The organism is Micromonospora sp. LH3U1 (assembly GCF_028475105.1).
Taxonomy (GTDB): Bacteria; Actinomycetota; Actinomycetes; order Mycobacteriales; family Micromonosporaceae; genus Micromonospora.
Genome location: NZ_CP116936.1, coordinates 2,155,976 through 2,175,476 on the forward strand (window position 1 = coordinate 2,155,976; position 19,501 = coordinate 2,175,476).

18 protein-coding genes and 1 pseudogene are annotated in these 19,501 nt (G+C 68.9%); 9 read left to right on the forward strand and 10 right to left on the reverse strand.

From position 1 onward, the window contains the following. Positions 1–42: 42 nt before the first annotated feature. Positions 43–1,011 (reverse strand): annotated as a pseudogene (locus tag PCA76_RS09855) (family 43 glycosylhydrolase); the annotation flags it as partial. A 60-nt stretch (positions 1,012–1,071) separates the two neighbouring features. Further along, a complete protein-coding gene (locus PCA76_RS09860) occupies positions 1,072–2,097 on the reverse strand; it encodes a LacI family DNA-binding transcriptional regulator (protein WP_272616803.1) in 1,026 nt (341 codons plus the stop codon). 410 nt (positions 2,098–2,507) lie between these two features. On the opposite strand from PCA76_RS09860, the gene PCA76_RS09865 reads away from it, so the two are divergent. From PCA76_RS09865 to PCA76_RS09880, 4 genes are read left to right on the forward strand one after another with little or no spacing between them, the layout of a single operon-like run. Further along, a complete protein-coding gene (locus tag PCA76_RS09865) occupies positions 2,508–3,824 on the forward strand; it encodes an ABC transporter substrate-binding protein (RefSeq protein ID WP_272616805.1) in 1,317 nt (438 codons plus the stop codon). Then, the gene (locus PCA76_RS09870) at positions 3,821–4,792 is read left to right on the forward strand and encodes a carbohydrate ABC transporter permease (protein WP_272616808.1); all 972 of its coding nucleotides are present in this window, start codon (positions 3,821–3,823) and stop codon (positions 4,790–4,792) included. Before PCA76_RS09865 ends, PCA76_RS09870 begins: the two co-directional genes overlap by 4 nt. Beyond that, complete coding sequence (locus PCA76_RS09875) at positions 4,789–5,613, forward strand: carbohydrate ABC transporter permease (protein WP_272616810.1); 825 nt, start codon at positions 4,789–4,791, stop codon at positions 5,611–5,613. The genes PCA76_RS09870 and PCA76_RS09875 overlap by 4 nt, the downstream gene beginning before the upstream one ends. Positions 5,614–5,616: 3 nt before the next feature. Further along, positions 5,617–6,771 (forward strand): serine hydrolase domain-containing protein, encoded by a 1,155-nt coding sequence (locus PCA76_RS09880; protein WP_272616812.1) that lies wholly within the window; start codon positions 5,617–5,619, stop codon positions 6,769–6,771. Between the two features lie 239 nt (positions 6,772–7,010). Here the strand turns inward: PCA76_RS09880 and PCA76_RS09885 are convergent, their stop codons facing one another. Beyond that, complete coding sequence (locus PCA76_RS09885) at positions 7,011–8,324, reverse strand: prolyl oligopeptidase family serine peptidase (protein WP_272616814.1); 1,314 nt, start codon at positions 8,322–8,324, stop codon at positions 7,011–7,013. A 496-nt stretch (positions 8,325–8,820) separates the two neighbouring features. On the opposite strand from PCA76_RS09885, the gene PCA76_RS09890 reads away from it, so the two are divergent. Then, positions 8,821–10,374, forward strand: a complete 1,554-nt coding sequence (locus PCA76_RS09890) for a pectate lyase family protein (protein WP_272616816.1) — start codon at positions 8,821–8,823, stop codon at positions 10,372–10,374. 119 nt (positions 10,375–10,493) lie between these two features. Here PCA76_RS09890 and sodN read toward each other — a convergent pair whose 3' ends face one another. The 4 genes from sodN to PCA76_RS09910 form a co-directional block, all read right to left on the reverse strand. Then, a complete protein-coding gene (sodN, locus tag PCA76_RS09895; protein ID WP_272616818.1) occupies positions 10,494–10,898 on the reverse strand; it encodes a superoxide dismutase, Ni in 405 nt (134 codons plus the stop codon). Between the two features lie 156 nt (positions 10,899–11,054). Continuing rightward, positions 11,055–11,729 carry an HAD family hydrolase gene (locus tag PCA76_RS09900; RefSeq protein WP_272616820.1) on the reverse strand — a complete coding sequence of 225 codons (675 nt, stop codon included), beginning with the start codon at positions 11,727–11,729 and terminating at the stop codon, positions 11,055–11,057. A gap of 64 nt (positions 11,730–11,793) precedes the next feature. Next, positions 11,794–12,600, reverse strand: coding sequence for an inositol monophosphatase family protein (locus PCA76_RS09905; protein ID WP_272616822.1), 807 nt, complete (start codon positions 12,598–12,600; stop codon positions 11,794–11,796). A gap of 22 nt (positions 12,601–12,622) precedes the next feature. Next, positions 12,623–13,072 (reverse strand): iron chaperone, encoded by a 450-nt coding sequence (locus PCA76_RS09910; RefSeq protein ID WP_272616824.1) that lies wholly within the window; start codon positions 13,070–13,072, stop codon positions 12,623–12,625. Between the two features lie 118 nt (positions 13,073–13,190). Between PCA76_RS09910 and PCA76_RS09915 the strand changes: the two genes are divergently transcribed. Then, positions 13,191–13,355, forward strand: coding sequence for a hypothetical protein (locus PCA76_RS09915; RefSeq protein WP_272616826.1), 165 nt, complete (start codon positions 13,191–13,193; stop codon positions 13,353–13,355). Further along, the gene (locus PCA76_RS09920; protein ID WP_272616828.1) at positions 13,352–13,741 is read left to right on the forward strand and encodes a hypothetical protein; all 390 of its coding nucleotides are present in this window, start codon (positions 13,352–13,354) and stop codon (positions 13,739–13,741) included. Before PCA76_RS09915 ends, PCA76_RS09920 begins: the two co-directional genes overlap by 4 nt. Positions 13,742–13,781: 40 nt before the next feature. On the opposite strand, the gene PCA76_RS09925 is transcribed toward PCA76_RS09920, so the two are convergent. The 3 genes from PCA76_RS09925 to PCA76_RS09935 are packed head-to-tail and all read right to left on the reverse strand — an operon-like array spanning position 13,782 to position 16,617. Beyond that, positions 13,782–14,498, reverse strand: coding sequence for an NADPH-dependent F420 reductase (locus PCA76_RS09925; protein ID WP_272616830.1), 717 nt, complete (start codon positions 14,496–14,498; stop codon positions 13,782–13,784). 45 nt (positions 14,499–14,543) lie between these two features. Beyond that, positions 14,544–15,575, reverse strand: coding sequence for an LLM class flavin-dependent oxidoreductase (locus PCA76_RS09930; protein ID WP_272616831.1), 1,032 nt, complete (start codon positions 15,573–15,575; stop codon positions 14,544–14,546). Beyond that, positions 15,568–16,617: an LLM class flavin-dependent oxidoreductase gene (locus PCA76_RS09935; protein ID WP_272616833.1), complete on the reverse strand. Its 1,050-nt coding sequence runs from the start codon at positions 16,615–16,617 to the stop codon at positions 15,568–15,570. Before PCA76_RS09935 ends, PCA76_RS09930 begins: the two co-directional genes overlap by 8 nt. 106 nt (positions 16,618–16,723) lie before the next feature. On the opposite strand from PCA76_RS09935, the gene PCA76_RS09940 reads away from it, so the two are divergent. Then, complete coding sequence (locus tag PCA76_RS09940; RefSeq protein ID WP_272616835.1) at positions 16,724–17,215, forward strand: MarR family winged helix-turn-helix transcriptional regulator; 492 nt, start codon at positions 16,724–16,726, stop codon at positions 17,213–17,215. Positions 17,216–17,370: 155 nt separating this feature from the next. Next, positions 17,371–19,356: an ABC transporter ATP-binding protein gene (locus tag PCA76_RS09945; RefSeq protein WP_442930213.1), complete on the forward strand. Its 1,986-nt coding sequence runs from the start codon at positions 17,371–17,373 to the stop codon at positions 19,354–19,356. Positions 19,357–19,501 lie beyond the last annotated feature (145 nt).

Below are 19,501 nucleotides of genomic sequence, written 5' to 3' on the forward strand. Positions count from 1 at the left end.
GGTCCGGGCCGGGGCGAATCGCCTCAGCCCGGACCTGCGCGGTTACTGCTCCTCGACCGCCCTCGCCGTGTCCACGACCAACCCGGTCGAGGCCTCGTAGCGGACCGGAATGGGATCGGTGAGTTCGCCGACGAACCTCTGGTCGACATGGTCGAGGAAGCCGATGAGTGACCAGCCGTCAGCGGGTCCGGGGACCAGCCGGGGCGCGTACAGGTGTGGGTGCGTGAACGGCCGGGCGGACGCGATGTCCCACGGGCCGAGGACGGTGTCGCCGGGCGCCACCCAGATCCGGTGGTCGTCGCGCCGGGCGCTGCCGGTGGCGTCGGTGGAGAACAGCAGCAGGGGCTGGCCGTCGATGACCGCGACCTGGGGCACCTCGAGGTGGCCGAACCCGGCCGGTGTCGACAGCGGTGGCTGGACGGTCCAGGTGACGAGATCTGGGGAGGTGGCGTGGCCGACGACGCCACGGGTGTTCGCCGGCCCCGTGTTGGCGCGCGCGGTGATGAGCATGTGCCAGCCCTCGCCGTCGGGATCGGGGAACACCCACGGATCACGCCAGGCCTGTTCGTACCACTGGTCCTTGTCGAGCAGTTCGTACCAGGTCGGGTCGGCCTGGACGATTGGCTCGGTGCCGTGCCGCTGCCAGGTGGTCAGGTCGTCGGAGACGGCGAGGCCGATGCGCTGGACGAGACCGTCCTCGGCGCGGCCGACGCCGGTGTAGAACAGGTACCACCGTCCGTCCGGCCCGCGGACCGTGCAGCCTGTCCAGGTCGCCAGGTCGTCCCAACTGGGAGCGTCGGCGGGGACCACGGCGTCGGCGACCAGGCGCCACGAGTGCAGGTCCGTCGAGACGGCGTGGCCGATCGTGGCGCGGCGGTGGCGGCGGTGCGGGTCGTGCAGGGCGCGGGACGCGCGCAGGAAGAACACGTGCCAGAGGCCGTTTTCGTCCCGCGCGTACCAGCTGTCCCACACCCAGTGGTCGGGTAGGCGAAGCATGGCCGGAAACCTAGCACTAAACCGTTTTAGCGGCGGACAAGGCCGGCCCCGCCGGGACGGTTCCTCAGCCTGTGGTCACCCGGCCGGAGGTGCCAGGGACCGGCGTCGGCGCAGGGGCATCGGAACGAGCGACGACTCGGTGGCGCCGCCGTCCAGGAGCAGTTCGACGGCACGTCGTCCCATCTGCTCGTGCGGCAGCGCCGTGGTGGCCAGGCTGGGACGCAGCCAGGCGGCGATCGGGTCGTCGTCGAACGAGATCACCGAGATGTCCTCCGGGACGGTCAGCCCCGCCTCGCCGAGCGCCTGGTAGGCGCCAAACGCCAGCCGGTCGTTCATGCAGATGATCGCGCTGGGTCGCGTCGGCCTGTTCAGCAGACTGCGCATGGCGGCGTAGCCGTGCTCGGGCAACCACTCGGTGCAGAAGCACTCGGCCAGGAGGGTGACGTCAGCTTCGCCCAGCGCCTGCTGGATGCCGTGCAGACGTGCCCGGGCGGCGAGGGAGACCTCCGGGTCGTCTTCCTTGAGCCGGTTACGGCCGATGAGCGCGATCGCGTCGCGGTGGCCAAGTTCGACCAGGGCGCTGGCAACGGCGCGGCCGGCCCGTTCGTCGTCGGGCAGCACGCTTGGCAGGCCGTCGTCACTCGTGGCGTTGAGCAGCACCACCGGGCCGCCGAGGATGGCCGGGGGCACCGTCAGCCGTCGGGTGGCCATCGCCGCGTAGATCACCCCGTCGACCTGTCGGTCGAGCACGGCCTCGATGGCGTACTGCTCGAAGGTGGCGTCGCCCTGCGTCTCGGTGATGAGGAGTACGTGGTCTCGTTCGCGGGCCGCGTCGAGGGCACCACGAATGAGGTCGCCGGCGAACCGGGTGGTGGCGACGATGTCGGAGACGAACGCGATGGTGGCCGTCTTGCGGGTGCGAAGGCTGCGCGCGGCGAGGTTGGGCCGGTAGCCGAGCTCCTCGGCGGCGGCGAACACGCGCTGGTGTGCTTCGGCCGAGAGCCGGGTGCCCTCCCTGCCGTTGAGCACCATCGAGGCGGCGGTCTTGGACAGCCCGGCTCTCCGCGCGACATCGGCCAGGGTTGCTCTGTTGCGGCCCATCAGTCCTCCGAATCAGGCGCGGTGCCAGAGGCGCCGCTCCCGCCCATCATGAGGCGTCGCCGCCGGAGGTCCAGCGCCGGTCACGCCGGGCGTGGTGTGAACCCGACGTTTCCGCACCGTTGCCAAGTTGTCCTTGACAGCTTCCCGCGCCACGCGCATGCTCTGCTAAATCAGTTTAGCGACCACTTCTGGCGCATCCACAGGCGCCTTCGGTGGCCGTGCCGGGTTCGTTGTGATGACGGTACGGGTGCGGCGCTCGGGCGACTGGTCACGACGTACGTGTCGTGGCTGTCACCCGATCGCGGTGGCCCGGTGGAGCCGTCGCGCGGCCATGGGTCGCGGGACGCGCGGAGATGTCAAGGAGTCATGAAATGGCAGAAATGCTGACAAAGTTCCCGCGACGGAGAACGGTGATCCTCGCATCGCTGCTGGCGATCGGGATGACCGCGACGGCCTGCAGCGCGCCGGGGGAGGACCGGTCGTCCAACCCGGAGTCCGACGCCGCCGTCAAGACCGACCTCGGGACCGCTCCGGTCACGCTGGAGATGTACGCCGAGACCGGCTTCCCCCTGGCCAAGGCGCTGGCGGACGAGTTCTCCAAGCAGCACTCGAACGTCACCTTCAACATCCGTGAGGACCAGTTCACGGTGATCGTGGAGAACGCGCCGCGCGTGATGGCGTCGGACAACTCGCCCGACATCATCCGGCTACCCACCATGGTCGACCTGGTCAAGGACGACCTGCTCAAGAACCTCGACCCGTACTTCACCGCGTACGGCTGGGACAAGTTCCCGGCCTCGCAGCTCATGCAGCTGCGCGTCGGTGACAACACCCGGGGCACCGGTTCGCTGTACGGGATGGGGCTCGGCTACAGCGTCACCGGCGTGTTCTACAACAAGAAGCTGGCCACTCAGATCGGCATGACCCAGCCGCCGGCCACCGTCGCCGAGTTCGAGCAACTGCTGGCGAAGGCGAAGACCGCCGGCGTCCAGCCGATCATGCAGTTCAACAAGAACACCGCGGGCATCAACTTCCCGCACCAGGCGCTGCAGAACCAGTTCGGCGACCCGACCCAGGTCGCCGACTGGATCTTCCAGAAGCCGGGGGCCACGTTCGACACCCCGGCCGCTCTGAAGGCGACCCAGGCCATCCAGAAGTGGGCCCAGGCCGGCTACTTCCCGAAGGACGCCAACGCGCTGGACTACGCGGGCATGGTGGGTGAGTTCCAGAAGGGCAACGGCCTGTTCATGTTCAACGGCGACTGGGAGTCGGCCAACCTCGACAAGGCGATGTCCGGCAACGTGGGCTTCTTCCTCTTCCCCACCGAGTCCGCCGGCGGCAAGCACGTGGCGATGTCCGCCCCCAACACCTTCGGCGTCTCCGCGAAGGCCAAGAACCCGGACGCCGCCGCCTTCTTCCTGAACTGGGTCCACACCAACGCCAAGGCGCGCGAGATCGCGGTCACGGTCGGAGGCTCCAGCCCGGGCGGCCCGAGTGATCTGCCGGTGCCGGCCGCCGCCCCGAACACTGTCCTGGCGGAGACCCTGAAGGCGTCGCAGCAGCTCGGGGCCGAGAACGGTGCGGTGGACTTCACCGCGAACGCGACCGGTGGCATCTTCGCCGCCGCGATCACGCCGGAACTGCAGAAGCTGGTCGCCGGCCAGCAGACGCCCGAGGGGTACGTGAAGGCGGTCCAGGCCGAGTACGCGAAGGAACTGTCCCGATGACGTCTGCCCTCGGCAGCGCACCAACCGGGCGTGACGATCGGGTGTCGTCAGCGGATCGTCCCGCCCGTCCGATCCCCGCGCGGGCTCACCGACTTCGGTGGGCCCGCGCGGCCGGGACCGGCTGGTTGTACGTCCTGCCCGCCCTGGTGATGTACGCGGTGTTCGTCCTACGCCCCCTCGCGATGACCATTCAGTACTCGTTCTACGACTGGAACGGGATCGGGGTGGCCCGCTGGGCGGGCCTGGACAACTACCTCACCGTGTTCACCGACAGCGACCTGCTGAAAATCATCGGCAACGCGGTCATCCTGATCATCTTTTTCAGCTTCATCCCTGTCGCACTTGGGCTGTTGGTGGCGAGCATGGTTCGCCGGATCACCACCGGCGCGTTCGGGACCGTCGTCCGAACCATCCTGTTCCTGCCGCAGGTCATCCCTCTGGTGGCGGCAGGCATCGCGTGGAGCTGGTTGCTCTCGTCGAACGGCCTGATCAACCAGGTGCTGCGCGCGGTGGGCCTGGGCGGCGTGGCCCGTGCGTGGCTCGGCGACTTCGACACGGCGCTGCCTGCCGTGGGTGTGATCGGGGCCTGGGTCCTGCTCGGCCTCTGCACGATCCTGCTGGTCACCGGTATGAGCAAGATTGATCCGGCGCTCTACGAGGCCGCTCGCCTGGACGGTGCCGGACCAGTGCGCGAGTTCCTCGCCGTCACCCTGCCCAGCCTGCGCCAGGAGATCGGGGTCTGTCTCACCGTGACGATCATCGCCGCGCTGGCCAGCTTCGACATCGTCTACATCTCCACCAGCGGCGGCCCCGGCCTCCAGACCACCGTGCCTGGTCTGGAGATCTACCGACTGGCCTTCTCGCAGCGTCAGGTCGGGCTCGCCTCGGCGCTCGCCGTCGTGCTCATGCTGCTGGTGCTGGCGTGCGTGCTGCCGATCCAGCGACTCTTCCGAGGGGAGAAGCCGTGAACCTGAGCCGACGTGAACAGGTGACCGGCCGGGTCTTCCTGATCGCCCTGATCCTCGTCACCCTGCTGCCGTTCGTGAGCATGCTCTCGGCGGCGTTGCAGCCCCGAGGCACCGTGCCCAGCGGCTTGGCCTGGCCGTCCGACCCGCAATGGGGAAACTTCGCCGACGCCTTCACGGCCGCCAACATGGGTGCGCTGCTGCGCTCCAGCCTGCTCATCGTGGCCGGTGTCGTGCCGGTGTCGGTGCTCATCGCCACCATGGCCGGGTTCGGGCTCGGTCAGCTGCGGGTGCCCGGCGGCCGACTCGTCTTCGGCCTTCTCCTGCTCGGGTTGACCCTGCCCTTCGAGGCCGTGGTCACGCCGCTCTATTACCAGATGCAGGATTTTGGCCTCCTCAACACCCGCTGGGCCATCATCCTGCCGCTGATCGGCCTGTACATGCCGTTCGCGGTGTTCTGGATGCGGGCGCACTTCACCAATGTGCCGGTTGAGTTGTCCGAGGCGGCCCGGGTGGACGGCAGCAGCACGTGGCAGCTGTTCTGGCGGGTCCAGGTGCCACTCGCCCGGCCGGCGATCGCCTCGCTGACGATTCTCATGTTCCTCTGGACGTGGAACCAGTTCCTCCTCGCCATCGTCCTCGTCGACGACGCCACCAAACGCACCATGGCCGGGGCGCTCGGGGCGTTCCAGGGCCAGTGGGGCACCGACCTGGTGCTGCTGTGCGCCGGGTCGCTGCTGATCCTCACCCCCACCCTCATCGTGTTCCTGATCTTCCAGCGACAGTTCATCAAGGCCCTGATCCAGGGATCAGTGAAGGGGTAGGCAGTGGTTACCGAGCCGCAGATCCACGGCGACGTCGACGAACGCTACGGGCCCGTCGCCGACGTCTTCCGCGACAACTTCACCTCTGGGGGAGAGGTCGGCGCCGCGGTCACCGTCTACGTACGGGGCCGCAAGGTCGTCGACCTGTACGGCGGGGTCGCCGACACCCGCACCGGGCGGCCCTGGGACGTGCACACGCCGGTCGTCGTCTTCTCCTGTACCAAGGGAATCCTGGCGATCTGCGCCTACCTGCTGGTCCAGCAGGGCCGGCTCGACCTCGACGCTCCCGTGACGCGCTACTGGCCGGAATTCGGACAGCACGGCAAGGGGGACATCCCCGTCCGCTGGCTGCTCACGCACCAGGCCGGCCTGCCCGCGCTGGACCGACCCCTGACCCTCGACGAGGTCCTGGCCTGGGACCCGGTCATCAAAGCCATCGAGGCGCAGGCACCGTTGTGGCAGCCGGGCACCGCGCACGGCTACCACTCGATGACCTACGGCTGGCTGATCGGAGAGGTGATTCGCCGCATCACCGGCCAGCTACCCGGCGAGTTCTTCCGGGACACCGTCGCGGACCCGCTCGGCCTGCACACCTGGCTCGGGCTCCCCGCCGCCGAGAGCGACACCGTCGCATGGAACCTGGCGCCACCTCCGGACGCCGACCCGTTCGTGGACCCGGTCGCCGAACGAGGAATCACCATGGGCGGCGCCTTCGCCTTTCCCGCCGACAGCGAGGGCCTGGTCAGTTTCAACGACCCCGCCATCCGGGCCGCCGGCGTCCCCGGCGCGGGCGCGGTGAGCACCGCGGAGGGCCTGGCCCGCCTCTATGCGGCCTGCGTGTCCGACATCCAGGGTGGGCCCCTGCTGGCGGCCGCATCGGTGGACGACGCGGTCGTCGTCCGTTCGCGCGGCCAGCAGCGACATGGCCCCCCGGACACCGGGCAGCGCTGGGGCAGCGGCTTTCTGCTGCACTCGCCGCCGGCCCGGCCACTGCTGGGCGAGCGCAGCTTCGGCCACGATGGCGCTGGCGGGAACCTGGCCTTCGCTGACGCCCAGCATGAGGTGGGATTCGGCTACGTGGTCAACCAGATGCGCGGAATGGGCGACGAGCGCGCCAACCGGCTCACCGCCGCCGTCAGCACCTGCCTCGACGCCTGAGAGAGGCCAGGCCCCGCAGGCCCGGCCCCGCAGGCCCCCAGGCCAGTGCCGCCCCGGTGATCATGAAGCTATTGCCATCGATCACGGCGTGTCACGGCAATAACTTCATGATCACCGAGGCGGCCCGCCGGTGGTGAGCCCGACTCGGGCGACGCTCGCCGGTAACCCGTCAGCGCGATGAGATCGCGCCGCCGGATCGAGGCGATGCGTCGCCCGGCCCCGCACCGTGTGCTGCGGCGTCAGGGCTTCGTCTGGCCGAGCAGCCAGCGCAGGATGCTGCTGTCCTCGTAGGTCGGGCCGAACGCCGCGTGGTAGTCCGGCGACGAGAACGCCCCGTCGGCGTACTCGGTGTAGCGAACGAGGTCAGCGGCCTGCTCCGGGCTCTTGCCCCGGGCCTCGTACGCCTGCCGCAGCAGTGTCGTGGAGTTCCTCGCGCCCGAGACGTTGAGGAGGTGATCGTGTTCGCCGTGCGTGATCCAGACCGGCACTTCCGCCGTCGCGATGGCGGTTGCCTGCGTGGCGTTGACCGGGAAGCCGCCGGTCACCAGCCCGCCGGCGAACAGGTCCGGCCGCTTGGCGAACGCCGCCCACAGCAGCTGGGAGCCGTACGACACCGTGGTCGCGTACACCCGGTCGGTGTCCACGGCGAACTGGCCGACGAACTGGTCGAGCAGCTTGATCAGCAGGTCGGCCTCGGCGGCCCCACCGACACGCTGATGCTGGGGCGCCAGGACGATCACGTCCTCGGAGGTGCCGGTCCAGCGTGGTTGGAGCCATGCGGTCGCCGGGATGTCGGCGGCGAGTTGGACACCGAGGTTGTCGCCGTCCCAGCCCATCCCGTGGCCGGGGAGCACGACCATGAGCGGGTACTTGCGGCCGGGCTGGTAGTTCTTCGGCAGGTGGTAGTGGTACGGCAGCACCATCCCGCCACTGAGGAATGAGCCGTAGGTGAACTCGTCGACCAGTTGGTTGACGGGCTTCTCGGTGACCGGACGGGACTCGCGTGGGGTGGCCCTGGCGAGCACCGGCCCCTTGCCGGACCCGCGGCCGGGCTGGCCGTGAACGTCCTTGCGTTGCACCACCCGGGTCGGCAGCTCGGGATTGACCTTCACGGTGCAGAGGAAGGTCGGGCACTTGGAGACGATGACCGTCGAGCCGCCCGTGTCGGCGGGGTCGAGCTCCACGATGACGTACCTGCCCGGTGCCGACCGATGGTCGGTGCGCGTGCCCGGTACGCCGTTGGTGTAGGTGTGTGTGATGGTCCGGTCGGCGAGCTTCGGCAGGTCCTCGATGGGGTTGAATCGGAAGTTGTAGATGGTGTCGGTCACCGAGAACGTGGCGGTGTCGAGGGTGCGGGGATTGACCGCCGTGCCGTACTCGATCGCCACCGCGGAGACCTTCTGACCGTACGTGTAGACGGTGGTGATCGGGGTGATGCTGCGGATGCCGTCGCCAGTGCCCTGGCTGCCGTTCGCGCTGCCGTAGGCCGTGCCGGAGGCGCCGGCCAGAACGAGGGCGGCGACGAGCGGAGTCAGTCCTTTTCGCAGTCTCATGCGAGTCCTTTCTCGGGACGGTCGCTCAGTCAGCGATCTCCGGGGGAGGGTCGGGGCGGTCGCTAAACTGATTTAGCAGAGCATCGATGGCGGGTCCGGCCGTGTCAATACCGAACCGGCAACAGGCCGGAAACCTGGCGTACGGGTCCCCGGACGGCCCTGCCCGGCTTCAGTGGGATGCACTGACTGTCCCGTGAGCACTGCAAAAAACCTGCAAGCGCTAACCCTTGCCTTCGGGGAAACCGCTTTCCTACCATTGCGTTACATCGATGTTTCATTCACGAGCCGGGCGATCGCACATCGAGCAACGCCGCCGGGGGCGGGCCGCCTGCGTGGCGAATCCCTGCGCCTACCAGGGCGAGAGAGATGCCGGGAGATTTTCGGCGATTGATGAGCGTCAATTCCTGAGTGGTCGAGAGTGTTCCCGACCGATCAGGCGTGCGGTCGCAAGGACCGCCACAGGCAAACGACCTTTCGAATGCGAAGGTGAGGCGAGATGAGACGACCAGTCGCGTTGCGACTTCAGGCAGCACTGGGCACGGCAGCCGTTGGGATCGCGATCGGGGTGGCCCTGCCGACCCCCCAGGCGTCGGCGGCGGCCGGCAGCGCCACCGGCTACGCCACCCAGAACGGCGGGACCACCGGCGGCGCGGGCGGGCAGACGGTACGGGCCACCACCGGAACAGCGATCCATGCGGCGCTGTGCGGTCGGGCCAGCAGCAGCACCCCGATCACCATCGAGGTCACCGGGACCATCAACCACGGCAACACCAGCAAGGTGTCGGGTTCGAGCTGTAACACCGCAGCGGGCGTGATCGAGCTCAAGCAGATCAGCAACGTCACCATCATCGGGGTCGGCAGTGGAGCCGTCTTCGACCAGCTCGGCATCCACATCCGCGACTCCAGCAACATCATCATCCAGAACGTGACCGTCCGGAACGTCAAGAAGTCGGGCTCGCCCACCTCCAACGGTGGGGACGCCATCGGTATGGAGAGCACGGTCCGCAACGTCTGGGTCGATCACGTCACCCTGGAGGCCTCTGGCGGGGAGTCGGAGGGGTACGACGGCCTCTTCGACATGAAGGACAACACCCAGTACGTGACGCTGTCCTACAGCATCCTGCGCAACTCTGGTCGCGGCGGCCTCGTCGGGTCCAGCGAGAGCGACCTCTCGAACGGCTTCATCACGTACCACCACAACCTCTACGAGAACATCGACTCCCGTACGCCGCTGCTACGCGGCGGCACGGCCCACATCTACAACAACCACTACGTGAGCCTGCACGAGTCCGGCATCAACTCCCGGGCCGGGGCCAAGGCCAAGGTGGAGAACAACTACTTCCGCGACTCCAAGGACGTCCTCGGCACCTTCTACACCAACGAGCGCGGCTACTGGCAGGTCAGCGGCAACGTCTTCGACAACGTGACCTGGTCCACCGCCGGCAGTGAGAACTACCCTGCCGGCCCCAACCCGACGTCCAACACCACCGTCAGCATCCCGTACTCGTACACCCTCGACGGGGCGAGCTGCGTGCCGGACATCGTTCGTCAGACGGTGGGCGCCAACACGGGCCTGAAGGTTTCGAACGGCAGTTGCTCGCCGCAGACCCCGCCGCCCACCACGCCCCCGCCGACCACGCCCCCGCCCACCACGCCACCGCCGACGACCACCCCGCCGCCCAGTGGGACCAACCTCAGTCTCAGCGCCGGTGCCGACGGCTCCAGCAAGGCCAGCGGGACGAGCTACGGCAACGTGAAGGACGGCAGCCTCAGCACCTACTGGTCGCCGGCCGGATCGACCGGATCGATCTCGATCAAGTGGGGCTCCGCCACCCGGGTGTCCCGAGTGATCATCCGCGAGCCGTCGGGAACCCAGGGTTCCATCGGGTCCTGGCAGCTCGTCAACCACGACACCGGGGGCGTCCTGGCCTCCGGTAGTGGCGCGGGCTCCATCAGCTTCTCCGCGACGTCGCTGACCAAGATCACCTTCAAGATCGACAGCTCCGGCGGTTCGCCACGAGTCGGTGAGTTCGAGACGTACGCCAGCTAGCAGCCGGCGCGGGCGGGAGCGGCAGACACTGTCGCTCCCGCCCGCGTGCGCGATGCCATGCGGTCCTTTTGAAACGCGGTGTGCCGAACCGGGCGGCACGCACCAGCCGGTTCCGCGGATCAGCTCTGCTTCGTCTCCCAGAAGATCTTCGAGATCTCCTCGATCTTCTCGAGAAGTCGCTCCGCGACCGCCGGGTCGGCGGATCCCTTCGCGCCGCCGGCGCCGGCCAGCTTGGTGGCCTCGTTGAAGAGGCCGTGCAGCTGGGGGTACTTCTCGAAGTGCGGTGCCTTGAAGTAGTCGGTCCACAGGACCCAGAGGTGGTGCTTGACCAGCTCGGCGCGCTGCTCCTTGATGAGCAGCGATCGGGTCCGGAACTCCGGATCGTTGCTGGCCTGGTACTTCTCAGAGATCGCCTTGATTGACTCGGCCTCGATGCGGGCCTGCGCCGGGTCGTAGACGCCGCAGGGGAGATCGCAGTGTGCGCTCACAACGGTGCGCGGGCGGAGAACGCGTGGCAGGTACATCAGAATCCTTCCGAGAACAGTGCTGAGGTGACGAGCTTCTGGGCGTGACAGCTCGGCTGCCGGTCCGTCTCCCGAGCCGCTACGTGATCCACAACGGGACGCTAGGACCTGAACCGCACTTCATGTCAAGCGCCGCGACCGCTGACTCATGCTCATTCAGCGAGACTGCGCGTGCCGAGCCAGTCTGGCCAGGAGTGTGTCCAGGGAGAGATCCGCCGCGCTGCGCAGCACAAGGTCCGCGGCCGTGAAGCGGGCGTGGTCCGCGTGGGGGTTCGGCACCGCGACGCAGCGAAGCCCAGCGGCCTGCGCCGCCGCCACGCCGTGAGCGGTGTCCTCGAACGCGACCGCCTGATCCGCGGGCAGCCCGAGCCGATCCAGCGCCAACAGGTAGACCGCTGGATCCGGCTTGTGCGCGGGCACCTCCTCGCCGGTGGCCAGCACCTCGAACCGCGCCCGCAGCCCCGCCCGGACCAGCAGGGCACCGACGTGGGTGATCGGGGAGCTGCTCGCCACCGCGAGCCGCAGCCCCAGCTCCGTGGCCCGGTCCAACCACCCGACAATGCCGGGAGCGGGCTTCAGCGCCGAGTTCAGTTCCGCTCGGTACGCCATCCGCAGCGCATGGCTGGACGTGCGGTCGTAGGCCGGCCCGACCGCCGCTTGGAGCGCCGTGTACCGAGCCTCGTTCGCGTCGCCGCCGTGGTCGGCGAAGAAACCCGTCGGGTCGAGCTGCAGGCCGTGCCGCCGCCACTCCCAACGCCAGCTCTCCAGCAGCGTGGTCTCCGTGTCCATCAGCAGACCGTCGAAGTCGAGGATCAGCGCCTTGGTCGTCACAGCGGCCAGTATCCGGTCCTGGCCGCCGCGTGTGCCAGCTGCTCTGGTGGTCGGACGGCGGGCCTCAATCCCTCCTGGCGCGCTGTTTGCGGATGAGAGTCAGCAGCGCGGCATGCGTCCGCTCGTCCGCGGCCACGACGAGTCCGTCCCCACCCGCGTGCAGCGGCTGGCCGTCGATCCCGGTGACCACACAACCGGCCGCCTGACAGAGGGCGATTCCGGCCGCGAAGTGGACACTGTCGCGCAGGTGGTGGCCATCCGTGACGTAGGCGGCGCGGCGACCGGCGGCGACCCAGGCCACGGCCAGGCTGGTGGAGACCACGCGCGGTCGGAACTGTTCGATGAAGCCGTCGTCAGCCAGCAGGTGGGCGGCCAGGAAGACGCTCCTGTTGGGGAACGGCGGGTCAAGATTGACGTCGATCAGCGTCGACTCGGCCGACGGGGCGAGTCGCTCGTCCTCCCCGGCGCGCCGGACAAACGCGGCGATGCCGTCGGTCCAGAACACCTCGTTGGTGAACGGGTCCGCCGAGGCGGCCACGGTGACGGGTGTCCCGGTTCGCAGGGCGACGTTGACGGAGGCCAGCATGGTCCGCGCGGCATAGTTCAACGTCCCGCACAGCGGGTCGACCAGCCACATACGTCCGTTGCCGCCGGTGCCTGTCCGCCCGCTCTCCTCACCCAGCACGACGTCGTCGGGACGCGCCGCGCGCAGGACGTCGAGGACGGCCTTCTCAGCCTCGACGTCGGCGGTGGTGGCGAAGTCGCCAGCGGTCTTCATGAAGCGCGTCAGCGACGTTCCGTATTGAGAGCGGACAACTGCGGCTCCGGCTTCCGCCGCTTCGATGGCCAGTGCATGGTCTGTGATCGACATGCACGAACCATAGGAGCCGCGCTCAGGACACCGCAGCCCGCACCAGTTCGATGACCTTCTTCTCCACCGTGGGGCTCCACGTCTGCAGCGCGTACGCCACCGGCCACAGGTCCCCGTCGTCGAGGTTGGCCGCGTCCTGGAAGCCCAGGGTCGAATACCGGTAGTTGAATTTGCCGGAGTCCTGGAAGAACACCACGATCTTGCCGTCCGCGTTCGCGTAGGCGGGCATTCCGTACCAGGTCTTCGGCGACAGATCCGGAGCGGCAGCGGTCACCGCCACGTGGACGCGCTCGGCGAGCGCACGATCCTCCGGCTCCATCTGCGCGATCCTGTCGAGGATCGCCTGCAGCCCGTCGGCCTTCTTGGCACCCTTCTTGCCCTCGGCGCGCAGTTCGGTGGCGCGCTCCTTCATCGCGGCGCGCTCCTCGGGGCTGAAACCGTCGGACTCGGTCGTGGAGGTCTTCGCGGGCATTCTCGGGCTCCCTCTCGTTGATCAGGTCCGGCGCAACGCCGGCTACCTGGGACAAGGCTAGGCCGGACGACACCCCCGAGCTTCTTGATTCCTGACCGGTCCGGGGAGGGTCTCGGCCTTGGTTCTTCCACCCCCGCGACTTGCTGCGGCGTACTTCGACGCCATCGAGATCCTCTGCCGGGTGACCCCGAAGGGCTGGTACGCCGAGCGCGGCACCGCCCGCGCAGCGGTGCGGGATGGCATCGCGGCCGGCGCGGACGCTGGTGGGGGAGAGGGCCCATGAACTTCAGTGCGAACGTGCGCTCGGCGTTTCGGCGCGGCGAGACCGACGCCGTGGTGCGCATGAGCGAGGCCGAGATCGAGCGTGCCCAGGCGGCCGGCGACCCGGCGGGCGAGGTGGAGGCCAGGTACAGCCTTGCCAGGGTCGCCATCCGCGGCGGCGACCTGCCGGGCGGAGACGCCCGAGCCCGGGAGGCCCTTGAGGTCGCACTGCGCTCCGGTGACCGCAGCCTGGAGGAACGGCCGAGGCATGTGCTGGCCGCCGTCGCGCGCATGTCTGGCGATCTGCTCGGCGCCCGGGATCTGTACCGGGAGAGCATCGCCCTCAACGAGGCGCGGCGAGGCGTACGCAGAAGGTCAGCTCCTCGAACCGCGTGCGGCCTTCACTGACGATCGGCGCTGACGCGACGGCCGGATTTCGCCCCTGGATCTAGGCCGCCTCGTGTGCTGTCGAGGCTCGGGCAGAGGCGATGGTCCGTCCACGCTCGGACTCGGGAAAGCGGTCGAGCATGGCACGCACCTCGTCAGCGCTCACGTTGGCGCCGAACAACTCGCTGCCCGGTTCGAGCCGGATGCCCTCGGCGAGAAGGCCGGCGACGACCGGATCGAAGCCGAGCGCGTCCACAAGGGTCGCGACTGTGGTGAGATCAGTGGCGCTGTCGCCAGCGATCGCAATGGCCTTGCGGCCCGGTGTTCCCGCTGGCCGCGACTCGTCCTCAAGGTCGTGGTAACCCATGTGGTTGAACGCCTTGACGACGCGCGAGCCAGACAGGAATGCCTGGACGATCTCGCTGGACGAGGTACTCGGGTCGGTGAGGTCGTCGCGGATACCGTCGATCTCCCACCAGTAGTTCATGGCGTCGACGACGAGCTTGCCGTGCAGTGCGTCGGCGGGAACGCTGCGGTACTTGCCCAGTGGAAGGGCGAGGATGACGATGTCGGCGTCGGCTGCCGCGTCGACCGTCGTGGTGGCTGCTGCCCCGGGGGCGAGCACCTCGACGGTGAGGGCGATCTTCGCCGGGTCGCCGGAGCCGGCGACCAACACCCGGTAGCCGGCGGCGACGGCGAGTCGGGCGAGCACCGTGCCCACCTTGCCGGCCCCGAGGACACCGAGGGTCTGGGGCCGGCTCCGGTCGTTGTCGTTCATGTCGTCCTTTCGGTCCTGGTCTTGAAGTGCGCCCGTATGCGCTGGTCAGGCGGCCAGGATGTCGCGGACCATGGGGATCACCTTGGAGCCGTACAGTTCCACGGCACGCATCCGGGCGCTCACCGGTTGCGCTCCGGCCGAGTAGATGAGGTCGAACCGACCGACGCCGAGGCTGCGGATCGCGCGGGCCATCCGCCGGGCCACGGTCTCCGGTGAGCCGATGTAGAGCGAGCCGTTCTCCACCTCGGAGTCGAACTCCTGGCGGCGGATCGGGGGCCAGCCCCGCAGTGCGCCGATCCGGTTGCGCATGACGCGGTAGTGCGGCCAGTACACCTCCTTGGCCTCCTCGTCGGTGTCGGCGATGAAGCCGGGCGAGTGCATCCCGACCGGGTGCGCGGTCGTACCGAGCTGCTCGGCGGCCCTCCGATAGAGGTCCATGTAGGGCGCGAAGCGCTCGGGCGCGCCGCCGATGATGGCGAGCATGAGCGGAAGGCCGTACTGGGCGGTGCGGACGACCGACTGCGGTGAGCCACCCACGCCGACCCAGGTGCTCAGGTGACCCGACTCCGTCTTGGGGAAGACGTCGGCGTTCTCCAGTGGGGCACGCAGGGTGCCGCTCCAGGTGACCGGCTTCTCGTCGAGCAACTTCACGAACAGCTCGATCTTCTCCTCGAACAGCGTGTCGTAGTCACGCAGGTCGTAGCCGAAGAGGGGGAACGACTCGGTGAACGAGCCGCGACCGAGGATGACCTCGGCCCGACCGTTCGACAGCGCGTCCACGGTGGCGAAGCGCTGGAACACCCGGACCGGGTCGTCCGAACTCAGCACCGTCACGCCGGAGGCCAGCCGGATCCGCGACGTACGGGTGGCGATGCCGGCCAGCACCGTCTCCGGCGTCGACACCGAGTACTCCGGCCGGTGGTGCTCGCCTAGGGCGATGACGTCGACGCCGAGCTGGTCGGCGAGCACCGCCTCGTCGACGACCTGCCGGATCGCGGCGGCGTGGGAAACGAGCTTGCCGGCATCGTCCTCCGGTACGTCGCCGAACGTGTCGAGGCCGAACAAGAGGTCAGACATGGGTGGGCTCCTTCGCCAGCAGCTCCCGGACCCGCGGCGCGACCTCACTGCCCAGCAGTTCGATGGTGCGCGCGCGTGCCTCGCGGGGCAGGTGCATGATGTCGTACTTCAGGTCGAAGCGGTTCAGCCGCAGGTCGCGGGCGACCGTGGCGATCTTCTGCGCCACCGTCTCGGGTGACCCGACGAAGAGCGCCCCGTGGTCGATTTCGGCCTCGTAGCGTGTGCGGTCCGGTTTGTAGAAGCCGCGTTCCTCGGCGAGCGCCGCCACGACCGGCTGCCAGTATCGCCACCACGTCTCCACCGCCTCCTCGTCGGTGTCTGCGACAAGGCCGAGAGAGTGCTGCCCGATTGGCTGCGGGGTATGCCCGAACTGTTCGAGCGCCTTGGTGTAGAGCTCGACGTGGCCGGCGAACCGCTGGGGTCGCCCGCCGATGATCGCGAGCATGAGCGGAAGTCCGTGCCGGGCGGCGCGGACCACCGAGTTCGGGCTTCCCCCGACGCCGATCCACGTCGGGATGCCGCCCGGCTGCATCCGTGGATGCAGGCGCTGCTCGACCAGGGCACTTCGCACGGTGCCGGACCAGGTGACCGGTTCGTCCCGCTGAAGCCGCAGGAAGAGGTCCAGCTTCTCCTCGAACAACCGCTCGTAGTCGGTCAGGTCGTAGCCGAACAGTGGGAACGACTCGGTCGCCGACGCGCGTCCGAGAACCATCTGGGCGCGCCCGTTGGACACGGCGTCGAGGGTGGCGAACTCGTGGTAGAGGCGTACCGGATCATTCGTGCTGAGCACGGTGACCGAGGTGCCGAGGCGGATCCGCTCGGTCGCCGTCGCGGCTGCCGCGAGCAACACGGGTGTCGCCGAGTCGTTGTGGCCCTCCCGGTAGTGCTCACCGAGGCTGAACACGTCGAGTCCGACCGACTCGGCGAGCCGCGCCTCGTCCACGAGCAGCCGTACGGTCTCAGCGTCGCTCAGGACCCGGCCGCCGTCGGTGGCCACCTCCCCGAACGAGTTGAGCCCCAGTTCGAAGCCCGCTGCTGTCATCGTCTCCTCCTCGTGCTCCCCGCCGGCGACCCGCGAGCGGCCCTACCGGTTGACGTGTCAATGATGCTAACTTGGCGATTGACACGTCAATTCCCGGGAGAGTGACATGACGGAGACCACACCCGGTCGGCGCGGAGGACGCCAACTCCCTACCGCGGAGGAGCTACGGATCTGGCGGGACTTCATCGAGACGACGCAGGCGCTGGGTGCACGGCTCGAGTCCCGCCTGCAAGGCGACTCCGCGCTCTCGACGGGGGACTACGCCGTGCTGCTCGCCCTCAGTGAGGCGCAGGACAAGGCGATGCGTTCGTCCGAACTCGCGTCACGCATTGGTTGGGAGCGGAGCCGGCTCTCCCACCATCTGGGGCGGATGGAGCGGCGCGGCCTCGTCCGCCGCCAGGAGTGCGCAACCGTTCCCCGAGGGTCGGAGGTGCTGCTCACGCCGGCCGGGGCCGAGGCGTTCGGGGGAGCCACTTTCCCGCACCTGCGCGCCATTCGGGAGTTCTTCGTCGACGCCCTCTCGCCGGAGCAGGTCCTGGCGGCGGGCGAGATCGCCGCAGCGTTGAGAGCGCACCTGGACGTCCTGCGCAAGGAGTGATCACAGGGCACCTCCCGGCCAACCTCAATCTCATGACTGCGAGTGTGCAAGTGATTGCCTAGAGCTACCGTCGGGTGGTCCAATCCTCCAGAAACCCGCCGCTGTCTGCCCGCAGGTGAGGTGGCGACGGCTCCACCACCCCTGGAGGTACGTCCATGATCGAGACTGCCACGGCAGAGGCCGGCCGCACTCCACCACACCAACCCGGCGCTGGCCGGACGGAGTCGGTGTTGCCGGAGCTGCGGGAGATGTGGTGGGAGACGGGTGTGCGGGCGCGGGCGGAGGCCGGTGTCTTCGCCGTGTTCGCGGAGCTGCCCGGGCTCGTGCGGACAGCGCTGGGCATCAGTTGGCGCGCGGACCGACTCCGTACCGGCGTGGTGGCCGCCGCGACGGTCGGGGCGGGGGTGATGGCGGCCTTCGGGTTGCTGGCCACGCAGCGGGTTCTGGTGGAGTTGTTCGCTGGCGGGCCGACGGCGGACAAGGTGCGGGCGGCGCTGCCCGCACTGGCCGTGCTGGCGGCGGCGGTCGCGCTACGCGCGGGGATGGGCATCGCCACGGGGTACGCGCAGAACGGTTTGACGCCGAGGGTGAGCCGCGAGGTGGAGCGGGGTCTGTTCGAAGTGTCCACGGCGGTGCGCCTGGAGGCGTTCGACGCCGACGCGTTCGCCGACGACATGGAACGCGCCTCCCGGGGCACCGAGTCGACGATCGCGCTGGTGCAGGCGTCGATGAACCTGCTCGCCGGGCTGGCCGGGCTGCTCGCCGTGGCGGCCGCCGTCATCATCATTCACCCGCTGCTGCTGCTGGCCCTGCTGGTCGCCACGGTGCCCAACGCGTGGGCATCGTTGCGGGCCGGGCACCTGCGATACCAGACGTACACCACCGGGTCGGTGCGCAGGCGTCGACTGTGGTTGCTGCACAAGCTGATGGCCGAACGTGCCTCGGCCCCGGAGTTGCGCTCGTACGGGCTGCGCGGGTTCCTGCTCGATCAGTACGACCGGGTGATGCAGGTGGAGACCGACATCCAACTCGCGCTCGCCCGCCGGGTCACCACGACAACCACGGTCGGGGCGATCATCGGTGGCATTGCCACGGGCACCGTCTACGCCCTGCTCGGGCTGCTGCTCCTGGACGGGCAGATTCCGCTCGCCGCCGCGGCGACCTGCGTCATCGCGGTGCAGTCCGCGCAGCGGTCCCTGGCCATCGCCACCTTCCAGGTCGACCACGTCTACACCCAGGGCCAGCACTTCGGTGACTACACGGGCTTCATGACCAGGGCCGACGCCTACCTGCCGGACACCGCACGACCCGCGGCCACTGCCAGTCCCGAACGGCTGCGCGAGTTGACCGTCAGCGAGGTGAGCCTGCGCTACCCCGACCGGGACAACCCGGCCGTCGACGGCGTCACGTTGACGATCACCGCCGGGCAGACGGTCGCCTTCGTCGGGGAGAACGGCTCGGGGAAGACGACCCTCGCCGCGATGATCGCCAGCCTCCGCGCCCCCACCGAGGGCAGCATCGAATGGAACGGCCGACCGTTGTCGGACTGGGACGTCAACGGGCTGCGGGCCCGGACCGCGGTGGTGACGCAGGAATACCACAAATGGCCGTTCACCGCGGCGACGAACATCGCCATCGGTGACGTCGACACCGAGGCCCGGCAGGACCTCATCGAGGCCGCCGCCGCCCGCGCGGTCGCGCACGACATGATCAACGAGCTTCCGCACGGGTACGAGACGCTGCTCGACCGGACCTTCGCGCGAGGACAGGACCTCTCCGGCGGGCAGTGGCAGCGCATCACCGCCGCCCGCGGGTTCCTGCGCGACGCCGAACTGCTGATCATGGACGAGCCGTCGTCCGCGCTCGACCCCCGCGCCGAGGACGCCCTGTTCCAGGCCATCCGCGATCGTAGGGGTCGAGCCACCACGATCCTCATCACCCACCGGCTCGCGAACGTCCGCCACGCTGACCGGATCTTCGTCCTTCACCACGGACGGCTGGTGGAGGCCGGCACCCACGACGACCTCGTCGCCACCGGTGGCCGGTACGCCGAGTTGTTCGCCCTCCAGGCCGCCGGCTACGACGCCAACCCCGTCGAGCACCCCCAGCCTCCGCACCAGGACACCCCGACCTCTCGTTGAGGAACGACGCAAGGGGGAAGGGCAACTGCTGGCCGTAATACGGCTCTGACCTGCGGCTTTGTCAGAATCGAGCAGTGGCATTCCCGGTCTCCGAGTGGTACGACTGAAGCATCGACCGACCGGTTGGCGCGGTGGTCAGTAGGAG